This window comes from Ruminococcus gauvreauii, assembly GCF_025151995.1.
GTDB lineage: Bacteria > Bacillota > Clostridia > Lachnospirales > Lachnospiraceae > Ruminococcus_G > Ruminococcus_G gauvreauii.
Genome location: NZ_CP102290.1, coordinates 1,012,652 through 1,038,049, shown reverse-complemented (window position 1 = coordinate 1,038,049; position 25,398 = coordinate 1,012,652). Strand labels below are relative to the sequence as shown.

At 46.6% G+C, this 25,398-nt stretch carries 18 protein-coding genes, 12 tRNA genes and 3 rRNA genes; 25 read left to right on the top strand and 8 right to left on the bottom strand.

Translation table 11 applies throughout. The features are described 5' to 3' along the window. The first annotated feature begins 141 nt into the window (after positions 1–141). The 16 genes from NQ502_RS05045 (at position 142) to NQ502_RS04970 (ending at position 11,012) form a co-directional block, all read left to right on the top strand. Positions 142–1,461 carry a LysM peptidoglycan-binding domain-containing protein gene (locus NQ502_RS05045; RefSeq protein WP_044983337.1) on the top strand — a complete coding sequence of 440 codons (1,320 nt, stop codon included), beginning with the start codon at positions 142–144 and terminating at the stop codon, positions 1,459–1,461. A gap of 60 nt (positions 1,462–1,521) precedes the next feature. After that, a complete protein-coding gene (locus NQ502_RS05040) occupies positions 1,522–2,763 on the top strand; it encodes a DUF5711 family protein (RefSeq protein WP_028529148.1) in 1,242 nt (413 codons plus the stop codon). 24 nt (positions 2,764–2,787) lie between these two features. Next, entirely contained in the window at positions 2,788–3,522 is a 735-nt protein-coding gene (locus NQ502_RS05035; RefSeq protein WP_028529149.1) for a CvpA family protein, read from the top strand. A gap of 328 nt (positions 3,523–3,850) precedes the next feature. Then, positions 3,851–5,384 (top strand): 16S ribosomal RNA (locus NQ502_RS05030). Between the two features lie 63 nt (positions 5,385–5,447). Continuing rightward, positions 5,448–5,565 (top strand): 5S ribosomal RNA (gene rrf / locus NQ502_RS05025). 8 nt (positions 5,566–5,573) lie between these two features. Next, positions 5,574–5,647: transfer RNA gene (locus tag NQ502_RS05020), tRNA-Ile, on the top strand. 247 nt (positions 5,648–5,894) lie between these two features. Continuing rightward, a tRNA-Ala gene (locus NQ502_RS05015) sits at positions 5,895–5,967 on the top strand. 336 nt (positions 5,968–6,303) lie between these two features. After that, positions 6,304–9,195 (top strand): 23S ribosomal RNA (locus NQ502_RS05010). Together the 16S, 23S and 5S rRNA genes with 9 tRNA genes alongside form the textbook arrangement of a ribosomal RNA operon. 252 nt (positions 9,196–9,447) lie before the next feature. Continuing rightward, positions 9,448–9,519 (top strand) — tRNA-Asn (locus NQ502_RS05005). Positions 9,520–9,527: 8 nt separating this feature from the next. Then, positions 9,528–9,599: transfer RNA gene (locus NQ502_RS05000), tRNA-Glu, on the top strand. A gap of 14 nt (positions 9,600–9,613) precedes the next feature. Beyond that, positions 9,614–9,686: transfer RNA gene (locus NQ502_RS04995), tRNA-Thr, on the top strand. A 4-nt stretch (positions 9,687–9,690) separates the two neighbouring features. Continuing rightward, positions 9,691–9,764 (top strand) — tRNA-Ile (locus tag NQ502_RS04990). 39 nt (positions 9,765–9,803) lie between these two features. Continuing rightward, positions 9,804–9,877 (top strand) — tRNA-Asp (locus tag NQ502_RS04985). Positions 9,878–9,901: 24 nt separating this feature from the next. Then, a tRNA-Val gene (locus NQ502_RS04980) sits at positions 9,902–9,974 on the top strand. Positions 9,975–10,001: 27 nt separating this feature from the next. Next, a tRNA-Leu gene (locus NQ502_RS04975) sits at positions 10,002–10,087 on the top strand. An 88-nt stretch (positions 10,088–10,175) separates the two neighbouring features. Next, positions 10,176–11,012 carry an ADP-ribosylglycohydrolase family protein gene (locus NQ502_RS04970; RefSeq protein WP_028529832.1) on the top strand — a complete coding sequence of 279 codons (837 nt, stop codon included), beginning with the start codon at positions 10,176–10,178 and terminating at the stop codon, positions 11,010–11,012. Positions 11,013–11,252: 240 nt separating this feature from the next. Here NQ502_RS04970 and NQ502_RS04965 read toward each other — a convergent pair whose 3' ends face one another. Genes NQ502_RS04965 through NQ502_RS04955 form a run of 3 tightly spaced genes read right to left on the bottom strand, consistent with a single transcriptional unit; the run spans position 11,253 to position 13,670 of the window. After that, complete coding sequence (locus NQ502_RS04965) at positions 11,253–11,984, bottom strand: ABC transporter permease (RefSeq protein ID WP_028529831.1); 732 nt, start codon at positions 11,982–11,984, stop codon at positions 11,253–11,255. Position 11,985: 1 nt separating this feature from the next. Continuing rightward, positions 11,986–12,759: an ABC transporter permease gene (locus NQ502_RS04960; protein ID WP_044983533.1), complete on the bottom strand. Its 774-nt coding sequence runs from the start codon at positions 12,757–12,759 to the stop codon at positions 11,986–11,988. Then, entirely contained in the window at positions 12,756–13,670 is a 915-nt protein-coding gene (locus tag NQ502_RS04955; protein WP_028529829.1) for an ATP-binding cassette domain-containing protein, read from the bottom strand. The genes NQ502_RS04960 and NQ502_RS04955 overlap by 4 nt, the downstream gene beginning before the upstream one ends. Positions 13,671–13,871: 201 nt before the next feature. Between NQ502_RS04955 and NQ502_RS04950 the strand changes: the two genes are divergently transcribed. After that, positions 13,872–14,576, top strand: coding sequence for a response regulator transcription factor (locus NQ502_RS04950; RefSeq protein WP_028529828.1), 705 nt, complete (start codon positions 13,872–13,874; stop codon positions 14,574–14,576). Between the two features lie 15 nt (positions 14,577–14,591). Next, positions 14,592–15,971 (top strand): sensor histidine kinase, encoded by a 1,380-nt coding sequence (locus NQ502_RS04945; RefSeq protein WP_049898394.1) that lies wholly within the window; start codon positions 14,592–14,594, stop codon positions 15,969–15,971. Positions 15,972–15,979: 8 nt separating this feature from the next. Here NQ502_RS04945 and NQ502_RS04940 read toward each other — a convergent pair whose 3' ends face one another. Both NQ502_RS04940 and NQ502_RS04935 read right to left on the bottom strand, forming a co-directional pair. Then, complete coding sequence (locus NQ502_RS04940; protein WP_049898391.1) at positions 15,980–16,921, bottom strand: AEC family transporter; 942 nt, start codon at positions 16,919–16,921, stop codon at positions 15,980–15,982. Between the two features lie 368 nt (positions 16,922–17,289). Further along, on the bottom strand, positions 17,290–17,508 hold the full coding sequence (locus tag NQ502_RS04935; protein ID WP_083963476.1) for a helix-turn-helix domain-containing protein: 219 nt from the start codon (positions 17,506–17,508) through the stop codon (positions 17,290–17,292). Positions 17,509–17,641: 133 nt separating this feature from the next. Between NQ502_RS04935 and NQ502_RS04930 the strand changes: the two genes are divergently transcribed. Then, a complete protein-coding gene (locus NQ502_RS04930) occupies positions 17,642–18,544 on the top strand; it encodes a sensor domain-containing diguanylate cyclase (RefSeq protein WP_049898389.1) in 903 nt (300 codons plus the stop codon). A gap of 47 nt (positions 18,545–18,591) precedes the next feature. Here the strand turns inward: NQ502_RS04930 and NQ502_RS04925 are convergent, their stop codons facing one another. Both NQ502_RS04925 and NQ502_RS04920 read right to left on the bottom strand, forming a co-directional pair. Continuing rightward, positions 18,592–19,953 carry an MATE family efflux transporter gene (locus tag NQ502_RS04925; RefSeq protein WP_028529827.1) on the bottom strand — a complete coding sequence of 454 codons (1,362 nt, stop codon included), beginning with the start codon at positions 19,951–19,953 and terminating at the stop codon, positions 18,592–18,594. A 109-nt stretch (positions 19,954–20,062) separates the two neighbouring features. Then, positions 20,063–20,737 (bottom strand): MgtC/SapB family protein, encoded by a 675-nt coding sequence (locus NQ502_RS04920; protein ID WP_028529826.1) that lies wholly within the window; start codon positions 20,735–20,737, stop codon positions 20,063–20,065. A gap of 166 nt (positions 20,738–20,903) precedes the next feature. Between NQ502_RS04920 and cysK the strand changes: the two genes are divergently transcribed. The 6 genes from cysK (at position 20,904) to NQ502_RS04890 (ending at position 24,039) form a co-directional block, all read left to right on the top strand. Beyond that, the gene (cysK, locus tag NQ502_RS04915; protein ID WP_028529825.1) at positions 20,904–21,836 is read left to right on the top strand and encodes a cysteine synthase A; all 933 of its coding nucleotides are present in this window, start codon (positions 20,904–20,906) and stop codon (positions 21,834–21,836) included. Positions 21,837–21,846: 10 nt separating this feature from the next. Further along, positions 21,847–23,154: an O-acetylhomoserine aminocarboxypropyltransferase/cysteine synthase family protein gene (locus NQ502_RS04910; protein ID WP_028529824.1), complete on the top strand. Its 1,308-nt coding sequence runs from the start codon at positions 21,847–21,849 to the stop codon at positions 23,152–23,154. Positions 23,155–23,176: 22 nt separating this feature from the next. Further along, positions 23,177–23,611 (top strand): RrF2 family transcriptional regulator, encoded by a 435-nt coding sequence (locus NQ502_RS04905; RefSeq protein ID WP_028529823.1) that lies wholly within the window; start codon positions 23,177–23,179, stop codon positions 23,609–23,611. A gap of 162 nt (positions 23,612–23,773) precedes the next feature. After that, positions 23,774–23,844, top strand: a tRNA-Gly gene (locus tag NQ502_RS04900). A gap of 3 nt (positions 23,845–23,847) precedes the next feature. Next, positions 23,848–23,920: transfer RNA gene (locus tag NQ502_RS04895), tRNA-Gly, on the top strand. A 46-nt stretch (positions 23,921–23,966) separates the two neighbouring features. Next, a tRNA-Phe gene (locus NQ502_RS04890) sits at positions 23,967–24,039 on the top strand. Between the two features lie 66 nt (positions 24,040–24,105). Here NQ502_RS04890 and NQ502_RS04885 read toward each other — a convergent pair. Continuing rightward, positions 24,106–25,281 carry an iron-containing alcohol dehydrogenase gene (locus tag NQ502_RS04885; RefSeq protein ID WP_028529822.1) on the bottom strand — a complete coding sequence of 392 codons (1,176 nt, stop codon included), beginning with the start codon at positions 25,279–25,281 and terminating at the stop codon, positions 24,106–24,108. Positions 25,282–25,398 lie beyond the last annotated feature (117 nt).

Here is a 25,398-nt window from a genome sequence, read left to right as displayed (position 1 = left end):
TTCTTATCTATAGAATATTCAAAACTACACCAAAAAATACATTGCAAAACATGTCGTTAAATTTTTGAAAACCGGATCCCTAAAATGATAAAATTTGCAGTTTTCCCATGATATTGTTTACCCCGAAGGGGTGATTAATTTATGATCGAAATCATTTATAATGAGAAGAAACAGGGGAGTACAACAGAGAACGGGATTTTCCATCTTCCAAACAACATCCGGCAGATCGGGGAGACAAGACCTCATCTGAAAATATACATGGAGGATTACGCGTATACGTATTTAAAGAGGATGTCCGGAAATCATATGGAGGGAGGATGTGCGGCAATCTTACTGGGGGAAGCCAGATGGGAAGAGTCGGTGTCGTACATTTTTATCAGAAGCGCGCTCGGTGTTGAGAACATGGAGATTGCTGAAGAGCATATGGATTTTAAAGACGCAGTGTGGAGTCAGATTCACAAAGACATGGAACAGTTCTTTCCGGAACAGGAGATCATCGGATGGTCACTGTCACTCCCTAACTTCAATATGGAGATCAGTGACTTAATTCTGAAAACACACCTGAATCATTTTGCGGGAAACCAAAAAGTTTTGTTTGCCATGGAACCGACAGAAAAGGAGGAAGCATTTTTTGTCTATGACAATGGCAAATTGAACCGACAGAATGGATATTACATCTATTATGAAAAAAATGAACAAATGCAGGCCTATATGATAGAAAAGAACGGAAATACATCCATCGAAGATGATGAAAAGGTACCGGACCGCGCAGTTGTTGATTTTAGAAAAATTGTTGCGGGCAAAAAGGAGCGGGACAAAAAGGAAAAAGGCGGAAAGTCGTATCTAACCGCTGTCTGCGCCGCAGCAGTGGTAGTTGCGCTGGGATTTACGTACGTAAACCATTATCGAACTGTTCAGGAAGTCGCAGACACTGCACAGGAAAATGAGATGGCAATGACAAGCGGCGCCGAACAAAGCGGGTCAGGAAATGATAAAGAGAAACTGGATGCCAACCCTGCTGACGATATGCAGGAAAAAGATAACAGCATGAATGATACCGGTCAGGATAATACTGATCAGACAGGGACGGACACTGAAAATGCCGGGGAGACAGCCGCGTCTGATGAGAGTGACATTCCAGAGGAAACCTCTGCGACGGATAATGTGGAGAAAAACAAGACCGGGGATTCGGATACAGACTCTGAAGATAAAGTAAATCTGGAAAATAATCAGACAGATACGTCGTCAGCACCAACACCCACTGCGGAGACGGAGAAGCGGAATGAAACACCGGCCTCAGCTGGTGTGCGTCAGAAATATGTGGTTCAAAAGGGAGATACATTAAGTAAGATCAGCAAAACATATTATGGAAGTACAAAAAAGATCCAGGATATCTGTCAGCTTAATCAGCTTGATTCGGAAGATTTAATTTATGCAGGACAAATTATTTTACTACCGTAAAAGAGTATGCTATAATCAGATAAGCTAAAAAACATGAGATAAAAAAGGAAAGCACGATATATGGGATCATTTAAGAATAAAATTAAGAGGCTTGTGAAACATAAACAACAGGCTCCAAGAGAAAATACAAAAGCCACATCGGGTAAAAATCAGGATACGGAAGCATACCGGAAAAAAATCATGGAACATCGCAAACGTCTTCTGATCAGAACCGGGATTGTAGCTGTTGTGATCGTAGCCATAGTACTGATAACGAAGACAGTGGTTGAGCGCTGGCATTACAAAGACTATAAAGTTGTGTCCTCCAGCGTTCAGGAGGATACGATGTCAACCAGTTACATACAGTTGGAGAATTATCTGTTGAAATATACTGGTGATGGCGCCTCTTTGCTGGGGAGCAGCGGCAAGAGTCTGTGGTCACAGGCTTATGAGATGAACAATCCTACTGCGGATGTCTGTGGTACAACATCTGTCATCTACGATGAAAAAGGGACTAATATGGTAATCTTTGGCAGAGGCGGTAAGATGGGTGAAGTGAGTACAGAAATGCCGATTTTAAAAGCCAAAGTTGCCTCGCAGGGTGTCGTAGCGGCGATTCTGGAAGATGGCGAAAATACCTGGATCAATTTTTATTCTACGAGCGGTGCACAGATTGCGACTGGAATGACGAGAGTGGACAGCCCTGGCTATCCGGTAGATCTGGCGGTATCCCCGGATGGATTGCTGATTATGGTAACATATTTGTATGTGGAAGATAATAAAACAACAAGTTATGTTGCATTCTATAATTTTGGCAATACGGGACAGGGTCAGATGGATAATATGGTTAGTGGCTATACGTATGAAGGAACTTTAGTGCCGCAGGTGGCTTACATGAAAGAAGGAAAATCGGTCGCGTTTTGTGATGATGGTTTTGTCCTTTATACTGGAAAGCAGATTCCAAAAGTTGACTGCGAGGTAAAAGTAGAGAAAGAAATTATCAGCACTTTTTATAATGAAGATTATGTGGGGATGGTATTCAGAAGCGACGATGCAGAAAAGCAGTATACGCTGGTTCTCTATAATGCCAATGGCAAGCAGGTGTTTGAAGAAAACTTTAATATTGAATACACGTCTATTAAAATCAGTGGCGATCAGATTCTCATGAATAATGATACTCAGCTGTGTGTGTTCAGTTTAAAGGGCCATGAAAAATTCAATGGAAATCTGGATGAGGGCAGTATTAAGGATGTATTCAAGATTGACGCGAACCGTTATCAGGTGATTGTGGATAGTGGGATTAAGACAATAAAGTTGTCATAATGAAAAATACTAAAGGAGAGTATTATGAACTGGTTGTTTTGGGTGCTTCTGGTTTTTACGGTACTTCTGGTCATCAGAGGGGCACGCAAAGGTTTTTTCCGAACAGCAGTATCGATGGTATCGATGATACTGGTACTGTTGATTGTTTCATGGATCAATCCTTATGTAGGTGAATTTTTACGGAAAAGCACTCCGGTATATGATTTTGTTCAGGAAAACTGTGAGCGGGTTCTGATGTCTCAGGCAGCGGAAAGTGCTGGACTGCCCGAGGGAACGGACCTGCCGGAAGATTCGGAAATTCCGTTGGAGGAACAGATTAAAATCATCGAAGGCACGCCACTGCCAGAGCTGGTGAAACAGGCGTTACTGGAGAATAATAATTCTGAGATTTACGGTACACTGGGTGTAGAATCATTTACGGATTACATTACAGGGTATATCGCATATTATATTACCAACGGGATTGGCTTTCTGCTTTCTTTCGTTATAGCTACGATCATCCTTAAAGTAATCTTATATGCAATTGACATTTTAACTGGACTTCCGGTTATTAGCTTTTTTAATGTGATTGGTGGAATGCTGCTGGGAATTGTACAGTCAGTATTGTGGATTTGGGTGATTTTCCTGATTATTACAATGGTCTCTAATACAGAGGTTGGAGCAGTACTCATGCACCAAATTGAAAGCGATATCGTGCTTCACTACTTATATGAAAAGAACGCCTTACTGAATGTGATTCTGTCTGTGATTATGGGATAAAACGTGTGAAAGAAATTTCCAAAAATATGTTGACATATTTCCACGAAAATGGTAATATAAAAGTCCACCGAGTGTTCGGTGGACTTTTATTCGTCAAAAACAGATTGATTAAAAAAATAAAAAAAGTTATTGACACGGAATAAAAGGCATGGTATTATATCAGAGTTGCCGCTGAAACAAATGGCAACGGACAAGTACTTTGATAACTGAACAGTAAAACACATCCTTGAAAATTCTAAAAAAGATTTTCATTTCATTGACGAAAAGTCAAAACCAACAGTAAAAGGGATAAGATAGCCAAGAGTTATCTTGAACTGGAACGAACACTTAATTTGAGAGTTTGATCCTGGCTCAGGATGAACGCTGGCGGCGTGCTTAACACATGCAAGTCGAACGAAGCACATAAAACGGACATCTTCGGAAGGAAGTTTGATGTGACTGAGTGGCGGACGGGTGAGTAACGCGTGGGTAACCTGCCGTATACAGGGGGATAACAGTTAGAAATGACTGCTAATACCGCATAAGCGCACAGAGTCGCATGACTCGGTGTGAAAAACTCCGGTGGTATACGATGGACCCGCGTCTGATTAGGTAGTTGGTGGGGTAACGGCCCACCAAGCCCGCGATCAGTAGCCGACCTGAGAGGGTGACCGGCCACATTGGGACTGAGACACGGCCCAAACTCCTACGGGAGGCAGCAGTGGGGAATATTGCACAATGGGGGAAACCCTGATGCAGCGACGCCGCGTGAGCGAAGAAGTATTTCGGTATGTAAAGCTCTATCAGCAGGGAAGAAAATGACGGTACCTGACTAAGAAGCCCCGGCTAACTACGTGCCAGCAGCCGCGGTAATACGTAGGGGGCAAGCGTTATCCGGATTTACTGGGTGTAAAGGGAGCGTAGACGGCATAGTAAGTCTGATGTGAAAGGCGGGGGCTCAACCCCTGGACTGCATTGGAAACTATTAAGCTGGAGTGTCGGAGAGGTAAGTGGAATTCCTAGTGTAGCGGTGAAATGCGTAGATATTAGGAGGAACACCAGTGGCGAAGGCGGCTTACTGGACGATCACTGACGTTGAGGCTCGAAAGCGTGGGGAGCAAACAGGATTAGATACCCTGGTAGTCCACGCCGTAAACGATGTATACTAGGTGTCGGGGGGCAAAGCCCTTCGGTGCCGCAGCAAACGCAATAAGTATACCACCTGGGGAGTACGTTCGCAAGAATGAAACTCAAAGGAATTGACGGGGACCCGCACAAGCGGTGGAGCATGTGGTTTAATTCGAAGCAACGCGAAGAACCTTACCAAGTCTTGACATCCTTCTGACCGGTCCGTAACGGGGCCTTCCCTTCGGGGCAGGAGAGACAGGTGGTGCATGGTTGTCGTCAGCTCGTGTCGTGAGATGTTGGGTTAAGTCCCGCAACGAGCGCAACCCTTATCCTTAGTAGCCAGCAAGTGAAGTTGGGCACTCTAGGGAGACTGCCAGGGATAACCTGGAGGAAGGTGGGGATGACGTCAAATCATCATGCCCCTTATGATTTGGGCTACACACGTGCTACAATGGCGTAAACAAAGGGAGGCGAAGCCGTGAGGTGAAGCAAATCCCAAAAATAACGTCTCAGTTCGGATTGTAGTCTGCAACTCGACTACATGAAGCTGGAATCGCTAGTAATCGCGAATCAGAATGTCGCGGTGAATACGTTCCCGGGTCTTGTACACACCGCCCGTCACACCATGGGAGTCGGATATGCCCGAAGCCTGTGACCCAACCGAAAGGAGGGAGCAGTCGAAGGTGGAGCCGATAACTGGGGTGAAGTCGTAACAAGGTAGCCGTATCGGAAGGTGCGGCTGGATCACCTCCTTTCTAAGGAAGAAGAAGTAGGGAGATGTGTTTTACTGTTGAGTTATCGAAGAGATAACAAACGCTTCTGGTGGCGATGCGCTTAGGGGAAACACCCGTACCCATCCCGAACACGATGGTTAAGACTTAAGCGGCCGATGGTACTGCACTGGTGACGGTGTGGGAGAGTAGGTGGCTGCCAGATTCCCAAAAGGGCTTATAGCTCAGCTGGTTAGAGCGCACGCCTGATAAGCGTGAGGTCGGTGGTTCGAGTCCACTTAAGCCCATTAAGTGGAAGCTTCTCGGAAGAGGAGGAAAGGTCCACTTAAGCCCATCAGGCAAGACTTTCGCTAAAAGAGGAAAGGTCACTTAAGCCCATCAGGCAAGTCTTTCGCTAATAGAGGAAAGGTCACTTAAGCCCATTAAGTGGAAGCTTCTCGAAAGAGGAGGAAAGGTCACTTAAGCCCATGAAGTGGAAAATAGTGAAAACTTCTCGGCAGAGGAAGACAGGCCGCTAAAATAAATAATACCCATGGGGGTGTAGCTCAGTTGGGAGAGCACCTGCCTTGCAAGCAGGGGGTCAAGGGTTCGAATCCCTCCATCTCCATTCGGTATGGAAACATACCGGGATGTGCATATATCTGCATTCGCGAATGAGTCCGCTCAGCCGCATGCAGGCACGCAATACAATCAAATACGAAGAAGCTTGAGGAAAGAAGTTTCCAACGCCTCTTGGCATCTGATTGTGCAGACGTACCTTGAAAACCGCATATACGAAAATATCTATATTGATAACGATTAACGTTAGAGATAGGAAAAGACATCCGAGGAACCATGGGCAGAGATGCTTGTGGTGAATCAAACATTGTAAACGCAATGAAACGAAACGCTCGATGCGAATGCATCGTAATACCGACTGTTCCAAACGCTATTGGAGCAGGAAGGTCAAACAAGAAAGAGCGCAGGGTGGATGCCTTGGCACTAAGAGCCGATGAAAGACGTGATAAGCTGCGAAAAGCTTCGGGGAGGAGCAAATATCCTTAGATCCGGAGATCTCTGAATGGGGAAACCTGCATACCCAAACGGTATGTATCCATACGCCAATTCATAACGTATGGAGGGGAACCCGGGGAACTGAAACATCTAAGTACCCGGAGGAAAAGAAAGAAACATCGATTTCCAAAGTAGCGGCGAGCGAAATGGAAGGAGCCTAAACCAGCATGCGTGCATGCTGGGGTTACGGACTGCAAAAAGTGACTTCAATGCTAGTAGAATGGTTTTGGGAAAGCCAGCCAAAGAGGGTGAAAGCCCCGTATACGAAAGCAGGCGAGAGCGAGCAGGATCCAAAGTACCGCGAGACACGAGAAACCTTGCGGGAAGTCGGGGGGACCACCCCCCAAGGCTAAATACTCCTTAGTGACCGATAGCGCATAGTACTGTGAAGGAAAGGTGAAAAGGACCCCGGGAGGGGAGTGAAAGAGAACCTGAAACCCTGTGTTTACAAACTGTGGAACCACTTTATATGTGGAACCGCGTACTTTTTGTAGAACGGTCCGGCGAGTTACGCTGGCTGGCAAGGTTAAGCACTCAAGGTGCGGAGCCGAAGGGAAACCAAGTCTTAATAGGGCGCCGTAGTCAGTCAGAGTAGACCCGAAACCGGGTGATCTATCCATGTCCAGGTTGAAGTTGCCGTAAAAGGCAATGGAGGACCGAACGCACATCCGTTGAAAAGGGTGGCGATGAGGTGTGGATAGGGGAGAAATTCCAATCGAACCCGGAGATAGCTGGTTCTCCTCGAAATAGCTTTAGGGCTAGCCTCATGAGAGTCTTTTGGAGGTAGAGCACTGAATTTCCTAGGGGGCGTCAAAGCTTACCGAAGAATATCAAACTCCGAATGCCAGTAAGATGATTCATGGGAGTCAGACTATACGAGATAAGTTGGATAGTCAAAAGGGAAAGAGCCCAGACCACCGGCTAAGGTCCCAAAGTGTGTGTTAAGTGGAAAAGGATGTGGGATTTCGAAGACAACTAGGATGTTGGCTCAGAAGCAGCCATACATTCAAAGAGTGCGTAATAGCTCACTAGTCGAGAGGTCCTGCGCCGAAAATGTCCGGGGCTGAAACACAACACCGAAGCCGTGGGATGGTAGCAATACCATCGGTAGAGGAGCATTGAAGACACGAAGAAGCGGTACCGTAAGGAGCCGTGGAGCGTCTTGAAGAGAGAATGCCGGAATGAGTAGCGAGAGAGAGGTGAGAATCCTCTCGGCCGAATATCCAAGGTTTCCAGAGTAAAGCTGATCTGCTCTGGGTAAGTCGGGGCCTAAGGCGAGGGCGAAAGCCGTAGTCGATGGACAACAGGTTGAGATTCCTGTACTGCAAGGTAACAGAACTGTGGGGACATATGTGGAAAGTGCATCCCTGGAATGGAATCCAGGGGCAAGCGAGGTAGGAGTAAGGCAGGCAAATCCGCTTTACAATCCGAAGGCGTGATGCGGACCGAAGTATAGTAGGGAAGTGCATGAGCCATGTATCAAGAAAAGCCGCTATTGTTTATCTTGTACCCGTACCGTAAACCGACACAGGTGGATGAGGAGAGAATCCTAAGGCCGACGGAAGAAGCATTGTTAAGGAACTCGGCAAAATGACCCCGTAACTTCGGGAGAAGGGGTGCCTCTGTAAGGAGGCCGCAGAGAATAGGCTCAAGCAACTGTTTAGCAAAAACACAGGTCTATGCAAAACCGAAAGGTGAGGTATATGGGCTGACGCCTGCCCGGTGCTGGAAGGTTAAGAGGAGAGGTTAGCCGCAAGGCGAAGCTTTGAATTTAAGCCCCAGTAAACGGCGGCCGTAACTATAACGGTCCTAAGGTAGCGAAATTCCTTGTCGGGTAAGTTCCGACCCGCACGAAAGGCGTAATGATTTGAGCACTGTCTCGACAATGCATCCGGTGAAATTGAAGTACCAGTGAAGATGCTGGTTACCTGCGCCAGGACGGAAAGACCCCATGGAGCTTTACTCCAGCTTGATACTGGGATTCGGTATTGCATGTACAGGATAGGTGGGAGACGAGGAAACACTAACGCCAGTTGGTGTGGAGTCGCTGTTGGGATACCACCCTTGCAGTATTGGATTTCTAACCAGCAGCCGTGACCCGGCTGTGGGACAATGTCAGGTGGGGAGTTTGACTGGGGCGGTCGCCTCCGAAAGGGTATCGGAGGCGCTCAAAGGTTCCCTCAGAATGGTTGGAAACCATTCGCAGAGTGCAAAGGCAGAAGGGAGCTTGACTGCGACACCGACGGGTGGAGCAGGTACGAAAGTAGGACTTAGTGATCCGGTGGTTTTAAGTGGGAATGCCATCGCTCAACGGATAAAAGCTACCCTGGGGATAACAGGCTTATCACTCCCAAGAGTTCACATCGACGGAGTGGTTTGGCACCTCGATGTCGGCTCATCGCATCCTGGGGCTGTAGTAGGTCCCAAGGGTTGGGCTGTTCGCCCATTAAAGCGGTACGCGAGCTGGGTTCAGAACGTCGTGAGACAGTTCGGTCCCTATCCGGCGTGGGCGTAGGATATTTGAGAGGAGCTGACCTTAGTACGAGAGGACCGGGTTGGACTGACCACTGGTGTACCGGTTGTTCCGCCAGGAGCATGGCCGGGTAGCCAAGTCGGGAAGGGATAAACGCTGAAGGCATCTAAGCGTGAAGCCCCCCTCAAGATGAGATATCCCATACGTAAGTAGTAAGACCCCTTGAAGACGACGAGGTAGATAGGGCAGAGGTGGAAGTGCAGCAATGTATGGAGCTGACTGCTACTAATCGGTCGAGGGTTTGACCTGAACACTTGTTTTTGTAAGCGCAAGCGCCACAAAAACTTAGTGTGAAGGTCGTTCGATAGGAGCGAAGCGGAAATCGAACTTCCAAAGACAACAGGATGAGACAGGAAAGAATGGAAGAAAGAGAAGCAAAGCGAGATCGAATGATCCGAAAGAAGACGGTAGAAGCGTGGATGGATGTAATAGTGTATGCGGTTTTGAAGGTATATCCTTCTAACATAAAAAAGACCTGCTGAAAGGCAGGATAAAAGATGTTCCTCGATAGCTCAATGGTAGAGCATTCGGCTGTTAACCGAAGGGTTGTTGGTTCGAGCCCAACTCGGGGAGCTTTTTTCGGCTCCATGGTCAAGCGGTTAAGACACCGCCCTTTCACGGCGGTAACAGGGGTTCAAATCCCCTTGGAGTCATTGGTATTTATTGTGCCGATGTGGCTCAATTGGCAGAGCAGCTGATTTGTAATCAGCAGGTTATCGGTTCGAGTCCGATCATCGGCTTTGTGGACCTTTAGCTCAGTTGGTTAGAGCAACCGGCTCATAACCGGTCGGTCCTGGGTTCGAGTCCCCGAAGGTCCATTTGATTTTAAAAAGGTCACAACATAAGAAAAAGAATATGGCCCAGTGGCTCAGTTGGTTAGAGCGTCGCCCTGTCACGGCGAAGGTCGAGGGTTCGAGTCCCTTCTGGGTCGTTATAACTGAATAGTTATGTTTATGGGATCTTAGCTCAGCTGGGAGAGCATCTGCCTTACAAGCAGAGGGTCATAGGTTCGAGCCCTATAGGTCCCATTTGTATGTTCAGACATACATGGCAATGCCGCAGTGGCGGAACTGGCAGACGCACAGGACTTAAAATCCTGCGAGGGTTAAACTTCGTACCGGTTCGATTCCGGTCTGCGGCATCATCAAAAAGGTTTTAACCGAGAGGTTAAAGCCTTTTTGATTTCTTAAGGCAAAAGGGCTGACGATTGAAAAAGGTGGGGATTAGAAATGTTAAAAGGCGCAGTTATTGGTGTTGCTGTAGGAGATGCACTTGGTGTTCCGGTAGAGTTTAAACGCAGAGGCAGTTTTTCAGTGAAAGATATGCAAGGGTATGGGACGCACAGTCAGCCTCCAGGGACATGGTCGGATGACACCAGTATGACAATAGCGACGTGTGCCTCCATTAAACGGAAAGGTATCGTCGACTGTTCTGATATTATGAAGTGTTTCAGTGATTGGTATGAAACAGGTGCATATACTGCAGGCGGAACTGTTTTTGATATAGGAAATACAACCTTACAGGCAATCAACAGATACCGTAACGGTGAAGTCCCGGTCAATTGTGGGATAGATTCTGTCAGTGCTAACGGAAATGGTTCTTTGATGCGTATCCTGCCGCTGGCTTTTATGAAGAGTACAAAAGAAGAGATCTGTAACGTGTCAAGACTGACTCATGCACATCAGATATCACTGAAAGCCTGCTGCATTTATGTGGAGATTGCCAGGAGACTGCTGAACAGAGAATCAATAAAAGAGATACTGTTGTCTTTATCCTATAAGGCTCCTTTTAATCGTCTGAACCGTCTGGAGACGCTTCCAGAGGCTGCCATACAGTCATCGGGATATGTTGTGCACACACTGGAGGCTGCTTTATGGTGTCTGGTAAATACCGGCACATTTGAACAATGCGTGTTAAAAGCTGTAAATCTTGGCGAAGATACCGATACGACGGCCGCGGTCGCGGGAGGTATTGCGGGTATTGTATACGGCTATGAAAGTATTCCAAGGAACTGGGTTATGACGCTAAGAAATAGAAAAATTATTGAAAACACCTTATTTATCTAAAGATATGGTCTAACTGGCTCCATTTAAATGGAACTGATGCATTGATCAGAGGCCGAATGGATTTATTCGGCAGATTGCCACGGATTGCTTCGCACGATGTGCTCCCACATCTCCGCTCCGCCTAGGTCGGTGCTGAGTGCCACTGGCACTCAGCACCCTGCAAACATTCAAAATTCGCTGATTTACTGTGTAAATTGCTGCTTCCTCATATTTTACCTTTTGCCCCTGGCATCAAGTTATTCAGGTTTTAATATCACATCTTTTCAGGATCTGTATACCGGTTCCGACAGACAGCAGAGAATATGTCAGAATGCTCAGAATAAAGATCCAGATTCCCCCGGCCAGCATATCAATGTTTTTATTAGAATTCATGCCGATCAACATCAGTGAGTATGGCCAGTAAATTCCTTTTCCCATATTGTTAATGAGCAGACCCAGAAAACTGCCAACCAGGGCGATTCCAATTGGAAGTGAGAAACTTCGAATCAGCATGGAAAGCAGGAGCTGAAGGGCTCCGATCGCGATTCCGGCAAGTGTTCCGCGCAGAAGCCAGAGAATGATTTCCGGGGGTATCAAGCCGGGGAGTCCGCAGAATTTGCCGCATATAAAGAACAATATACACAGCCATAGCTGGGTAATCAGCGTGATTTTCAAAATGACTGCAAGTTTTGCCAAAAATACGCAGGGAACAGTAACGGGAGTGGTCATGAGAACATTCCAGTTGTTATTTAAATGTTCCAGCCGCCAGATATAAGAACAGTACAGCCCGATTAACGGAGCATAGAAAAAGCTGGCGTAGAATAACGATAGCTGTGACCATAATGAATACCAGCCGCTTTTCAGCAGCTCCAGGTTTTGCAGATAATTAAAGACACCCATGACAGCCGGAATGCATGGAATGATGAGACATGCCAGCCAGATGCAGGAGTGCTTCAGTTTCAGATTCTCTGCTTTTATACAATGAATGAGCATTTTATACCTCCTTTCTCAAAAAAAGTGTGATGCCTGCCAGGTAAATGATAACTCCAGCAATTAAAAATATCACAAAGTCAGTGGTTGGAAATGGGATATCGAAATAGGTAATGACACGTGCCCTGGGATCCCAGTCCATTCCGAGCGGTGTAAACATTCCAAAGTAACCCCAGAGTACAAAACGGGATACCGCTCGCGGAAAATACATGGAAAACAGTCCAAGAAACGAACCCCCGAGTCCGACGATCAGAGGCATAAGTTGATTGTCGGACATCAGTGATAGGGTTTGCTGTACAATAAGGACCACGATACCGACAACAAATGTCGAGATGAAATTCAATATGATCAGGTCTGGACGCAATGGCTCTGTAAAGTGAAAAATCTGTCCGCATGCCAGAATCAGCACGACTTCACCCAGTGTAAAGATCAAAAGATATTTCATACCGTACAGTAATTTACAATTATAGAAGGATGAACGGCGCTGGAGCGTAAACAGCAATTTTAATGTGCCGCCTTTGATTTCCATATCACACAGACGGCTGGCAATCACAGCCACCATGACGGGCATAAAAATTGCGTTCATCATCGGAAGCTGATAGAGCAGTGAGGTGTAGCCCTGGGCAAGATCTGAGGGGGCAGCAGTTTTGTTACTCCACAGTCCCCACAGGAACAGGATCATCAGAATACCGGCAGGGAACAACAGTAGATGGCGGCGCCTGGCTTTTCTTTGTTCAGCCGCCACCTGCTGAATAAAAAATGTGCTGTTGGAAATCATAGACTTACCCTCCTTCCAGTCAGACTTAAGAATATGTCTTCAAGACTCATCTGATGTTCTTCCAGACGAAGGACTCCGATTCCCTCTGTGACAACACAGCGAACGGCCTGGGCAATACTGCGGTCATCCGTGCGGAACAGGCAGAGCCGGTCTTCCTTCAGGGCTGCCGGAAATCCTGCATTTTTCAGACATTGTAAGGATGTGTTGTCATCTGTGGTCTGCAGATACATGCGGGACTGACTGTGTTCATGCAGGGTAATGAGGCTGTCCTGGAATATCAGCTCCCCCTTATCAATAATTCCAACATGAGTGGCAAGCTGATCGATTTCGCCAAGAAGGTGGCTGGATACGAGTATGGTCATTCCGTAGCGTGCGGGCAGAGAGATGATCAGCTCCCGCATTTCATGGATGCCGGCCGGGTCGAGACCGTTCGTTGGCTCGTCAAGAAGCAGAAGTTTGGGGCGGCCAAGCAGGGCAGCAGCAAGGGCAAGGCGCTGTTTCATTCCGAGTGAGTATTGGCGGACCTTTTTGTGCTGCTGCTTTTCCATTCTTACTACCTGTAATACCTCATCGATATTTGCCTCCGGTATGTTCTTCAGGGTACAGATAATTTTCAGGTTTTCACGCCCGGACAAGTGACCATAATAGGCTGGTGACTCGATCAGAGAACCGGTGTTTTTTAAAATCTCCAGTCGGTTTTGCTTCGTGACTGGTTTGTCAAATATGGTAATATGGCCCTGTGTAGGTTTAACGAGCCCCAGCACCATCTTTAAGGTAGTGGACTTACCAGCGCCGTTAGGCCCGAGAAAGCCATAAATACTGCCTTCCGGAACCTTGAGATCCAACTCCTTTACAACTTCTTTGTTACCATATCGTTTTGTGAGGGAATCCGTTGTTATTACTGTATTCATATAAACCTCCTCCGCAAGTGCCCGCACAGCGGCACTGCTTATGATTTATTACAGCTTACAGCAACCGCCTTATTTCAGCCTGAACTGTGCCTTACTTTTTCCTTAAATATTTCGGAAAGATAATGCGGGAATCTGAAATATATCTTATAATTTTAAATATCAGGCTGGCGTGTCCGGCTAATTATTGATATGGAGGATGTTATGGATTTGTATGACTGCAGGATACTGCTGGTAGATGACAACAGGGAATTGTTAAAGATGATAGAAGAGATTCTGGAAAAGGGAGGCTACCGGAATATATCCTCTGCTGTGTCCTGTGCACAGGCGCGGCAGATGTTCGAACGTGTACAGCCCGATATGGCAATTTTGGATATCATGCTGCCTGACGGGGATGGATTTACGCTGTTTCGGGAATTCCGGGAAAAGAGAAATATGCCGATTTTATTTTTATCTGCCAGAGACGAGGATAATGACCGGCTGTTCGGCCTGGGGCTTGGAGCTGATGATTATATCACGAAGCCGTTTTTACCGCGCGAGCTGCTGCTCAGGATTGGAGCAATTTTGAAAAGGACATATTTTTATCAGAATGAAATGCATGCGGAACCGAAAACACTGATGCTGGGGGAACGTGAGGTGAATTTTGAAAATGCCACGGTATGTTTCGGGACAGAGACGATCAGTCTGACAGCCAAGGAACTGCTGCTGTTGAATAAGCTGAATGATAACAGAGGCAATATCGTCACATTTGATGCACTGTGTCAGACTGCCTGGGGAGACCATTACTATGGATATGAGAATACACTGATGGTGCATATCCGGCATCTGCGGGAGAAAATCGAGGAAGATCCGTCACACCCGAGATGGCTGTTAACTGCCCGGGGGCTGGGGTATCGTCTGGCAAAGTAGAAGGGAGACAAGAGTGTGAGCAGTTTGGCCAAGATTATCCGAAAATATATATTTACAGCTGCTCTGATTGCTGTTGTGGTGCTGGTGATGAACAGCAGCGTGTTGATTTTTCTGGGCAGCCAGGTGTCAAAAGAAGACAAAATGGCAGGGCTGACGAGAAATCAGATGGATGCCGTCAGTCAGGAGCTGAAGTATATCAATGGGACATATGAAATGTCAGATAAGGGTTATGAAATTCTTGAAAGCGCGTCGCTTGTATGGGCAATGCTGATTGCCAAAGACGGACGCGCAGTATGGAGCTGGCGTCTCCCGGATGAAATACCAGAGTATTATACATTGGCAGATGTTTCTGTGCTGAGTAAATGGTATCTTAAGGATTATCCGGTGAGAACCTGGAAATACGGGGATGGAATCATGGTCTACGGCTGCGATAAAGACAGTATCATGCGGATTAACGGCACATACTCTCTTCGTATTTTAGAATCCGTACCATACAATGTTGTATGTATCATAGTGATCAATCTGGCGTTGATTCTGATCCTCGCGCTCCTGTTCGGATACCGGTTTTTCCGGGCTCTTAAGCCGATTACTGACGGTATCGAGAGCCTCTCAAGGAATGAGAGTATTTCATTGGCAGAGAGGGGGATCGCTGATGGGCTCGCCAAAAAACTGAATCAAACCTCGCGTATTTTGGAGGAACAGAATCAACAGCTCGCGAAACGGGATCATGCACGTACCAACTGGATCTCGGGAGTTTCACACGATATCCGCACACCGCTTTCTCTGATAATGGGATATGCGGATACGCTGGTAAGAGATCATTCCATGGGAGAAGAGCAAAAGAAGAAGGCGGTCTCCATCCAGCGTCAGAGCCTTATGATTAAAAAGCTGATTGATGATCTGAATCTGACCTCGAAGCTGGAGTATGATGCACAGCCGCTTCGGCTTCAAAGATACTCACCGTCACAGCTACTGAGAGAATTGGTCACCTCTTATTACAATGATGGATTGCCAGATGACTATTCTATTGAACTGGATGTAAAACGTGAAGTCGAATCTGTCATGCTCAATGGTGATACGGCGCTGCTCAACCGCGGATTTCAAAATCTGATCGGAAACAGCATCCGGCATAACGCCGGGGGATGCAGTATTCATATTCAAATGAGACTGTGTTCGCAGGGGCTGGAAGTGCTGTTTGGGGATTCCGGCGCCGGCATACCGGCAGCTGTCATCAAAACACTGAATTCACAGAAGACAGATCCTGAGAAGCATCCGCATGTGATGGGACTCAGGGTAGTAAGACAAATCATTGCGGCGCATAACGGTCTGATGGAGTTTATAAGAAAATCTTCTGGCAATTATGAGGTCAGGATTATACTTCCGGAACAGCTGTAAAGAAAATATCAGCCGACATAACCAAAGCCTCTGAGAAAAAGAATCAGCAGAAAGATACTGACAATACATCCGGCTGATGTTGTTGCTATGATTTCGCCGGCGAGTTGTCCATTGCCGCCCATAGCCTGCGCCATGGGGCCGGACGCGACTGCAGTGGGAGAGGCGAATACGGCAAGCAGGCCTACGAGTTCGACATCACGATATCCAAGGAGAATCCCGACTGCGAGCCCTATGACCGGTACGATAAACAGACGCCCCGCAATGACAACACCTAACTTTTTCCTGTGATGCCTCATACTTCTGAATGATAGCATCCCGCCCAGGCAGATCAGCGCAAATGGAGATGCCATTTCCCCCATTTGAACCAGTGTATTTTCAAAAACGGATGGTATCTTTACACCGGAGAGTGAGAACAGGATTCCCAGTACTCCGCCGATGACGAGGGGATTTGTTACAATTCCTTTCAGCGCGCGCCGAAAGCTGGCTTTTTGTCCGCGAAAAGATTCAAACAGTATCACGGACAGAATATTATAAAGAGGGACAACGAATGCAGAAAGCGCAGCGATGACCCCGATATCGCGGTTTGGATAGATATTGGTACCAACGGTAATTCCGAAGAGAACAAGATTGCTCCGGTAAATCCCCTGTATCATGACAGACGCGTCTGGCCTGGTCCTGACAAACTTAGGCACAATGGTACACAGCAGCAGATAAAATGCAATTACGGCCAGCAGCGCGTAGAGGAGAAGCGGAATATCGAGTGAGGACGTGAAATCGGATTCATAGATATTGATGAAAAGCATGACAGGAATAAAAACTTTGAAGATCATGCTGTTCAGGGAACCGAAAGTTTTTGTATCAAGGATTCCAAGCCTTCGGATGATAAACCCGGTCAGCATATAGAGAAACAGTGGAAATACCACGGTAAATGATATAATTAAATGATTCAAAGTTCAGCCTCCTTCTATGTATCCTGCAACGGAATTCTTATATGGTAATTGTCTGCAGAAAATATTATATATGATGTGAAAATGAAAAACAATGAGATACAAGAAGAATATAAAACAACAGAAGGAGGGCCGGTACAACTGCACCGGCCGTATGAAAAAAACTATCTATGATAAATGAAATTGTTGTTAGGCGAGGACGAGCAACTATTCATCGCGGAATAACCGCTGCCCTCTTTTAAGATAAGTTCAGTATACAGGATAAGTGTGTGCAGATTGTGACCAGAAGTTAAAGGATTTATAAAGAGTTGATGAAGAAAGTCTGATCTTCCGGAAAGGAAAAATCAGACTTTTTTGGACATTTGAAATAATCAGAGTAATTGATCATCTTCTGATGGAACGTAACGTGCGATGTCGCTGATATTACAATGCAGAATCCGGCACAGGTCATTGACAGTCTTCATAGAAATATCTTTGTTGTGTTTCAGGCGGTGAAGTGTACTGTGCGAGAGATGATGCTTGTTTGTTAGGGTATACCAGTTTTCGTTGGAATTTTTCAAAGTTTCCCAGAAAGGGGAGTAATCAATCATGGGCATCCCACCTGACCTTTCTAAAAACAGCATAGAAGATATATAAATACTTGAATATCTTCGTAATAACGAATATAATCAGTATAGGGATAAACGGCAGTATTAATTCTAAATCTGGGGAATCGGTAAAATTATGAATGATAAAGAACGGATGAAACTGTATGGCGTATGGACAGAATGCCTGAAGAATATGAGCAGCGGTGCGAAAGCTGAGATCGTGATGCCGGAGATACTGCGGCTTCTGGCGGAATACTGTGCCAGCAAGCGTGCGTATATATACGAGACTGACGAGAATAAGACAAATCTGAAACTTTTGTGGGTTTGGAATAATGATTTGACAGGAGATATCACATGCCCACTGAAAGTTGGACTGGATGATATACTGGAGTGCGCGCAGGACGGATTTGTCTTTTGCCGTGACAAGAATGGCTCCGTGAAATTTATTGGCTGTCTCCTGGAGGCAGACAGCAAGGTGATCGGCCTTCTGGGGATTGAGAAGCCACGGGTGTTGTCAGAGAACTTTTTTATAAAACACATGTCATATCTAATAGCGGAGGCATTGGACAAGAAAAGGCTGATGCAAAAGCTGGAAACTGCCGGCAGCCGGGATGCATTGACGAGACTTAATAACCGCAGTAAATATGACCAGACACTTTTGGAAATCGAACGTAAACCTCCCGGGAGACTTGGCACGGTATTTTTGGATATTAATGGTTTAAAACGTGCAAATGATGAAAAGGGCCATTATTATGGTGACCAGCTGCTGATGTGTGTGGGACGAATTTTAAAAAGTGTTTTTGAAGAAAATGCATATCGCATTGGCGGGGATGAATTTGTAGTGATTCTGCCCGATGTGGAAAAAGAAGAGTTCGATGCGATGCTCGCTAAGCTCCGGCAGAAGATAGGTGAGGAGAAAGATGTCAGTGTTTCGATCGGCAGCTGCTACCGTTCTGAACAAGTGGATGCCAAAGAGCAGCTGAAAAGAGCTGATTATCTGATGTATCAGAATAAATCACTGTATTACGATAACATGTAACAGGGGTATTCCAAAGGCCGTTCATGACTTTTGGGATACCCCTCATTTTAATTGATCTTATGAATTACATTTTTGTTAATGCGAAGAAGAAACATGGTACACAGTGTTAAGGAAGCCAGTTCTGCGATCGGAAACGCGAGCCACACCGCAGACAGTACTCCTGTTTTGGAAAATAAGTAAGCTACCGGAAGCAGTATCACAATCTGTCGGACGATAGAGACAATCATGCTGTATATGCCGTTTCCAAGTGCCTGAAAAACGGAGGAAGTGATAATACAGTATCCGGCAAAGACGAAGCTTAAGCTGATGATGCGGAGTGCAGGTATTCCAATTTCCAGCATCTGCGGTGAAGCGTTGAACATGCCAAGCAGGGAACCCGGAATGAGCTGGATGGTAATAAGACCTGCCAGCATGATACCAACAGCATACGCGATGCTCAGTTTTATTGTTTTTATCAGACGATCACGTTTACCGGCGCCATAGTTATACGCAATAATTGGCACCATGCCATTGTTCAGTCCAAAGACCGGCATAAATACAAAGCTCTGCAGTTTGAAATAGGCACCAAACACTGCAACCGCTGTAGGAGAAAAACGGAATAGTATTTTATTCATTCCGAAGGTCATTACAGAACTGATAGCCTGCATGATAATGGAAGGAATGCCAACTGCCAGAATTTCTTTCAGGATACGCGCATGCGGACGAAAGCCGCGGAAAGATATCTGAATATCAGTGTTTTTTCTCAGATTAAAAAATACTGCGAGCAAAAACGCAACAAACTGTCCAAAAACAGTGGCAATTGCAGCTCCTGCGACCCCCAGCTTCGGAAAGCCCAGATAACCGAAAATTAAGATGGGATCCAGGATAATGTTAATCACTGCACCGGTTCCCTGTGTGATCATTGTATACATGGTACGTCCGGTCGACTGCAGAAGTCTTTCAAAAGTCATTTGACCAAAAATTGCAAAGGACAGAGAGCTGCAGATTGTCAGGTAGATGGTTCCGCTTTCTAATATTTCGGAGATATTCGTCTGCGAGTGCATGAAAGCAGAGGAACCGAAGACACCGAACATCAGGAACAGCAGAAAACTTATGGCAACCAGAAAGATTCCCTGGACGGCAGTCTGATTTGCCTTTTCCTGATTTTTTTCACCGAGGCTTCTTGACAGCAGGGCGTTAATTCCGACGCCGAGACCTGCACCGACGGAAATCATCAGATTTTGTATCGGAAATGCCATTGAGACCGCGGTCAGGGCATTTTCACTGATAAATGAGACGAAGATACTGTCAACGACATTGTAAAGGGCCTGTACGATCATCGAAATGATCATTGGCAGCGACATAGAAAGGAGAAGCCGGTTGACCGGCATGGTTCCCATTTTGTTTTCACGTGTTTGTAATTCTTTCATAAATTCCTCCCTGGCGCTGCGGTTGTTTTAGGTCCGTTATCAAAAGCCTTATTTTACAGCGCACTAAGGATAATTATACTGAATGGAATTTATAAGTCAATACGGTAATTTAAACGTCGATGGAAATAATTTCCGGGTTATCTTTTAGTAATGCCACAATATCCTCAATTTTATAGGAAGTGGGAAATTTGACATACAGTTCGATGTTTAGCCGGGCATTTCCGACACGTGCAGCATTTACACTGGAAATTTTGATTTTTTTCTGAGTGAAAATCCGGTGAAGGAGGGAAGGAAGGTCCTCATCTTCCTCGATAATCAGTACGATTCGTTCAACGATTGGTGTTTGTCCGATTATAGGAATTTTCCGATAGCACAGCTGGAGGATCAGGAAAAAAGCTGTACTGACGATGCCGATCAGATACATACCGGCACCGATAGCGCTTCCGATCCCTACGGTTGCCCAGATACCGGCGGCGGTCACCAGTCCGCTGACATTCATTTTACGCGTAAAAATCACACCTGCTCCCAGAAAACCAATGGCTGTCACAACTCCTGCCGCGATTCGTGATGGATCGAGAGAGATACTGTTATGGATAAGTACGTCAAAGAATCCATATTTGGACACGATCATCATGATGGAAGACGTCATGGCAACGATGGAGTACGTACGTACTCCGGCCAGTTTTAAATTGCTTTCCCGTTCCAGGCCGATGCTGAGGCCGCATAGCGTAGCGATAAAAATGCGAAGCAGATAATCACCCTGTTGTAATAAGAAATCCTGCATATAGGCCCTCCTGTACTTTGTACGAGTGTTTTATAGTAAGTATATAGGATAATAGAAAAATTAACAAGAAAATGTAAGGATTTTACTTGACAAAACATGGAAAAAGAGTTATTATCCATATAATTCATATCAACATAGTATGAAATGAAAAGAGGAGGAGTTTATAATGGGAAAAGTTTATAAGAATGCTTTGGATTTAATCGGAAAGACGCCGTTGATGGAAATCGAAAATCTTGCCGTGCAGGAGGGACTGAAGGCACGCGTGCTGGTAAAGCTGGAATACCTGAATCCGGCTGGAAGTGTGAAAGACAGGGTTGCAAAGTCAATGATTGAGGATGCCGAAGAGAGGGGGCTGCTGAAAGAGGGATTTGTCATCATTGAACCTACCTCCGGAAATACGGGCATCGGTCTGGCGGCTATAGCAGCAGTGAAAGGTTACCGAACGATTTTGACCATGCCCGAGACGATGAGCGTGGAGCGGAGAAATATCCTGAAGGCATACGGTGCAGAGATTGTGCTTACAGACGGTGCAAGAGGGATGACAGGCGCTATCGAGAAGGCGGAAGAGCTGGCAGCAGCCATCCCGGAAAGCTTCATTCCGGGGCAGTTTGAGAACCGGGCGAATCCAAGAGCTCATATGGAGACGACGGGACCTGAGATATGGGAAGATACAGAAGGTATCATCGATGCATTTGTGGCCGGCGTGGGAACAGGCGGGACTGTTACCGGAATTGGCGGATACTTAAAAGAAAAAAAAGGCGATATTAAAATCGTGGCTGTTGAGCCGAGTGCGTCCCCGGTGCTCTCAGGTGGGAAGGCAGGACCTCACAAACTGCAGGGTATTGGTGCGGGATTTATCCCTGAGGTGCTGAATACAGAGGTTTATGACCGTATTATGTGTGTGGAAAATGAAGAAGCATTTATCGCTGCCAGAAAACTGGCCAGGGCTGAAGGGATTCTGGTTGGTATCTCTTCCGGAGCTGCACTGCATGCGGCACTGGAGATGGCACGATGCCAGGAATTTGAAGACAAGACGATTGTTGTGCTCCTGCCGGACAGCGGAGACCGCTACTACTCAACCCCATTATTTACAGAATAGGAGAAAGATTATGAAGACCAAAAGAACAGACAGAAAACTGAAATTTGAGACTTTACAGCTGCACGTAGGACAGGAACAGCCGGACCCGGCAACCGATGCCAGGGCCGTTCCGATTTATCAGACTTCATCGTTCGTATTTCATGACTGCGATCATGCAGAGGCAAGATTTAATCTTTCTGATGCAGGAAACATCTATGGACGTCTCACAAACCCCACGGAAGATGTATTTGAACGCAGAGTAGCGGCGCTGGAGGGCGGTGCAGCAGCGCTTGCAGTCGCATCGGGAGCAGCGGCGATCGCATATACGTTCCAGAATCTCGCTCAGAGTGGAGATCATATCGTTGCGGCTAAAAATATTTACGGCGGTACTTATAATTTCCTGGCGCATACGTTTTCTGAATTTGGTGTGACGACGACTTTTGTGAATCCATTAGAAGAAGGCGCTTTTGAAAAAGCAATACAGGAAAATACAAAGGCGTTGTTTATTGAGACTCTTGGAAATCCTAATTCTGAAGTTGTGGATATTGAAGCGATTGCAGAGATTGCACACAGTCACAAAATACCGCTGGTTATTGACAATACCTTCGGAACACCTTATTTAATTCGTCCGATCGAGTATGGGGCAGATATTGTTGTTCATTCGGCGACCAAATTTATCGGAGGCCACGGTACGACGATCGGCGGTGTCATCGTAGACAGCGGGAAATTTGACTGGGAAGCTTCCGGTAAATTCCCGTTACTTTCAGAGCCAAACAAAAGCTATCACGGTGTCAGCTTTACAGGAGCGGCAGGGCCGGCGGCGTTCGTGACAAGAATCCGTGCGATTCTGCTGAGGGATACCGGGGCTACGCTGTCACCGTTTCACGCATTTCTGTTCTTGCAGGGACTGGAAACGCTGTCACTTCGCGTTGAACGCCATGTGGAAAACGCGCTGAAGGTGGTTGATTTTCTGAAAAATCATCCGCAGGTGGAGGCGGTACATCACCCGTCAGTATCAGCTGATGCTAACCAGCAGAACCTTTACAGCAGATATTTTCCGAACGGCGGAGGCTCGATTTTTACATTTGAAATCAAAGGCGGAAAACAGGAGGCAAAAACTTTTATTGACAATCTGGAGCTGTTTTCTCTTCTGGCAAATGTAGCGGATGCCAAATCACTGGTGATTCATCCTGCCACAACAACTCATGCGCAGCTGAATGAAGAGGAACAGAAAGAGCAGGGAATTCTTCCGAACACGATCAGGCTTTCCATCGGACTCGAAAATATCGACGATATCATTGAGGACCTGGAAGTGGCTTTTGAGGCGGCAAAAGAATGACCCGGCTGCTTGGGAGGGAACTATGAAAATTTCCACAAAAGGACGGTATGCACTGCGGCTGATGCTGGATCTTGCCCTTCATCAGGAAGAGGGCCCGGTTCGTATCAAGGATGTAGCTCAGAGACAGGAGATCTCTACCAAGTATCTGGAACAGATTATTTCTATTCTGGTCCGTGCCGGATACGTTAAAAGTTTACGCGGCGCTCAGGGCGGCTATCAGCTTATCAGGCAGCCCGGGGAATACTCAGTCGGAGCAATTTTAAGGCTGACGGAAGGAAGCCTTTGCCCGGTTGCCTGCCTCGAAGATCATCCGAACCAATGTCCCCGGCAGGGTGAGTGCGTGACGCTTCGGATATGGAATGAACTGGATGCCGCTATTAAGAGCGTGGTCGATAAGTATACATTGGCGGATCTGATGGAGTGGCAAAATGAAAAGGTGCTGGATTATATTATTTGAATGACCAGTCATTGAAGGGAAAGCCCGCTTACTATGCCGGGGGCAGGTAGGCGGGTTTTAGTGTAGTTATATGTTGTAAAACATCAAAAAAAGAAAAAATAAAAATAATTTGTAAAACCTATTGACATTTGCAGCAAATTATATTAGAATACATTTTGTCGCGCGGGTGTAGTTCAATGGTAGAACACTAGCCTTCCAAGCTAGATACGTGGGTTCGATTCCCATCACCCGCTTAGGCGCGAGTGGCTCAGTTGGTGGAGCGCGACCTTGCCAAGGTCGAGGCCGCGGGTTCGAGTCCCGTCTCGCGCTCTTTATTTCCCCGGAAATCTTAACGGATTTTTGGGGATTTGTTCATGCCCGGATAGCTCAGTTGGTAGAGCAGAGGACTGAAAATCCTCGTGTCACTGGTTCGATTCCGGTTCCGGGCATTACTAAAAAACAGACTGCGTTCTTTGAAAAAATCAGAGAACGCAGTCTTTGTTTAATAATAAGTTTTATCTTGCCATCTCATATACCTTACGGATATCTTCCATATTAAGCGGTTTGATTACGCCGATGGTACGCTGATTTTCAAAGCTGCACTTATAGGCGAGTGTATCGATCTGTTCATCTGTCAGCGAGATTCCCATCTCTGAGATTGAGGTTGGCATATTCACGAAGCGGTAGAAGTTTTCCATGGCTTCGATTCCCCTGAGAGCGGCGGATTCCAGGTCGCTGTCGCATGGAATGGAAAATACATTGGCTGCGAACTGGGCGAACCGTTCGGTGTTATGCGGAAGGACATAGCGTGCCCAGCTGCCCCAGACAGCGGCGAGTCCGGCTCCGTGAGCGACGTCGAACATGCCGCCGAGTTCGTGCTCGAGCTGATGAGATGCCCAGTCCCCGCCGTCGGTACCGCAGCCCATCAGGCCGTTGTGGGATAGGCTTCCTGCCCACATGATTTCTGCACGGGCATTATAGTTTTCCGGTTCCTGAATCAGGATCCTGGCATTCATCATCACCGTTTTCATGAGCGCTTCACACAGCTGGTCTGTCAGTTCCATGGTCTGGTTGTTAAAATAACGCTCCATCGTATGCATCAGGATATCCACGCAGCCGCTGGCAGTCTGATAAGCAGGAAGCGTGTAGGTGAGTTCCGGGTTCAGCACTGCGAATCGGCAGCGGCATAGATTGCTCTTGTAGCTGCGTTTTAGCCAGCCATCCTCGTTGGTCAGTACTGCCGAGTCACTCATCTCACTTCCGGCGGCAGCGATGGTGAGGACACAGCCGATCGGCAGGCAGTGGTCCGCCACGCGTTTTTTTATGAAGAAGTCCCAGACATCCCCGCCGCAGGCAGCCCCGTAGCCGATTGCTTTCGCAGAGTCGATTACACTTCCGCCGCCGACAGCGAGAATAAAATCCACTCCCTCCTTACGGCATAGCTCAATGCCTTCACGGGCTTTTGAGATCCGGGGGTTCGGAACAACTCCACCGAGAGAGACATAGTCTATGGAGGCTTCATTTAATGAAGTGTATATGCGGTCCAGAAGACCTGATTTGACGGCACTCTGTCCGCCGTAATGAACGAGGACTTTCTTGCAGTTCTGGTCTTTAATAAGTTTACCGACCTGTGCTTCGGTATTCTTGCCGAAAACGACACGGGTAGGGGTGTAGTATTCAAAGTTTAACATGAATGATTCCTCCCTTTTTGATTTTTCATTTAATTCTATTAAAGCAGATTTTTTGAGAACCGTAAAGTATAAAAAGAAAATGTGCGGGAAAAGGGGAATTGTGCGAAATAACGATTG

Excerpts from the sequence above, each read along its gene's own strand:
- NQ502_RS05045 (WP_044983337.1), top strand. The coding sequence starts at position 142 with ATGATCGAAATCATTTATAATGAGAAGAAACAGGGGAGTACAACAGAG.
- NQ502_RS05040 (WP_028529148.1), top strand. The coding sequence starts at position 1,522 with ATGGGATCATTTAAGAATAAAATTAAGAGGCTTGTGAAACATAAACAA.
- NQ502_RS05035 (WP_028529149.1), top strand. The coding sequence starts at position 2,788 with ATGAACTGGTTGTTTTGGGTGCTTCTGGTTTTTACGGTACTTCTGGTC.
- NQ502_RS04970 (WP_028529832.1), top strand. The coding sequence starts at position 10,176 with ATGTTAAAAGGCGCAGTTATTGGTGTTGCTGTAGGAGATGCACTTGGT.
- NQ502_RS04965 (WP_028529831.1), bottom strand. The coding sequence starts at position 11,984 with ATGCTCATTCATTGTATAAAAGCAGAGAATCTGAAACTGAAGCACTCC.
- NQ502_RS04960 (WP_044983533.1), bottom strand. The coding sequence starts at position 12,759 with ATGATTTCCAACAGCACATTTTTTATTCAGCAGGTGGCGGCTGAACAA.
- NQ502_RS04955 (WP_028529829.1), bottom strand. The coding sequence starts at position 13,670 with ATGAATACAGTAATAACAACGGATTCCCTCACAAAACGATATGGTAAC.
- NQ502_RS04950 (WP_028529828.1), top strand. The coding sequence starts at position 13,872 with ATGGATTTGTATGACTGCAGGATACTGCTGGTAGATGACAACAGGGAA.
- NQ502_RS04935 (WP_083963476.1), bottom strand. The coding sequence starts at position 17,508 with ATGATTGATTACTCCCCTTTCTGGGAAACTTTGAAAAATTCCAACGAA.
- NQ502_RS04930 (WP_049898389.1), top strand. The coding sequence starts at position 17,642 with ATGAATGATAAAGAACGGATGAAACTGTATGGCGTATGGACAGAATGC.
- NQ502_RS04925 (WP_028529827.1), bottom strand. The coding sequence starts at position 19,953 with ATGAAAGAATTACAAACACGTGAAAACAAAATGGGAACCATGCCGGTC.
- NQ502_RS04920 (WP_028529826.1), bottom strand. The coding sequence starts at position 20,737 with ATGCAGGATTTCTTATTACAACAGGGTGATTATCTGCTTCGCATTTTT.
- cysK (WP_028529825.1), top strand. The coding sequence starts at position 20,904 with ATGGGAAAAGTTTATAAGAATGCTTTGGATTTAATCGGAAAGACGCCG.
- NQ502_RS04910 (WP_028529824.1), top strand. The coding sequence starts at position 21,847 with ATGAAGACCAAAAGAACAGACAGAAAACTGAAATTTGAGACTTTACAG.
- NQ502_RS04905 (WP_028529823.1), top strand. The coding sequence starts at position 23,177 with ATGAAAATTTCCACAAAAGGACGGTATGCACTGCGGCTGATGCTGGAT.
- NQ502_RS04885 (WP_028529822.1), bottom strand. The coding sequence starts at position 25,281 with ATGTTAAACTTTGAATACTACACCCCTACCCGTGTCGTTTTCGGCAAG.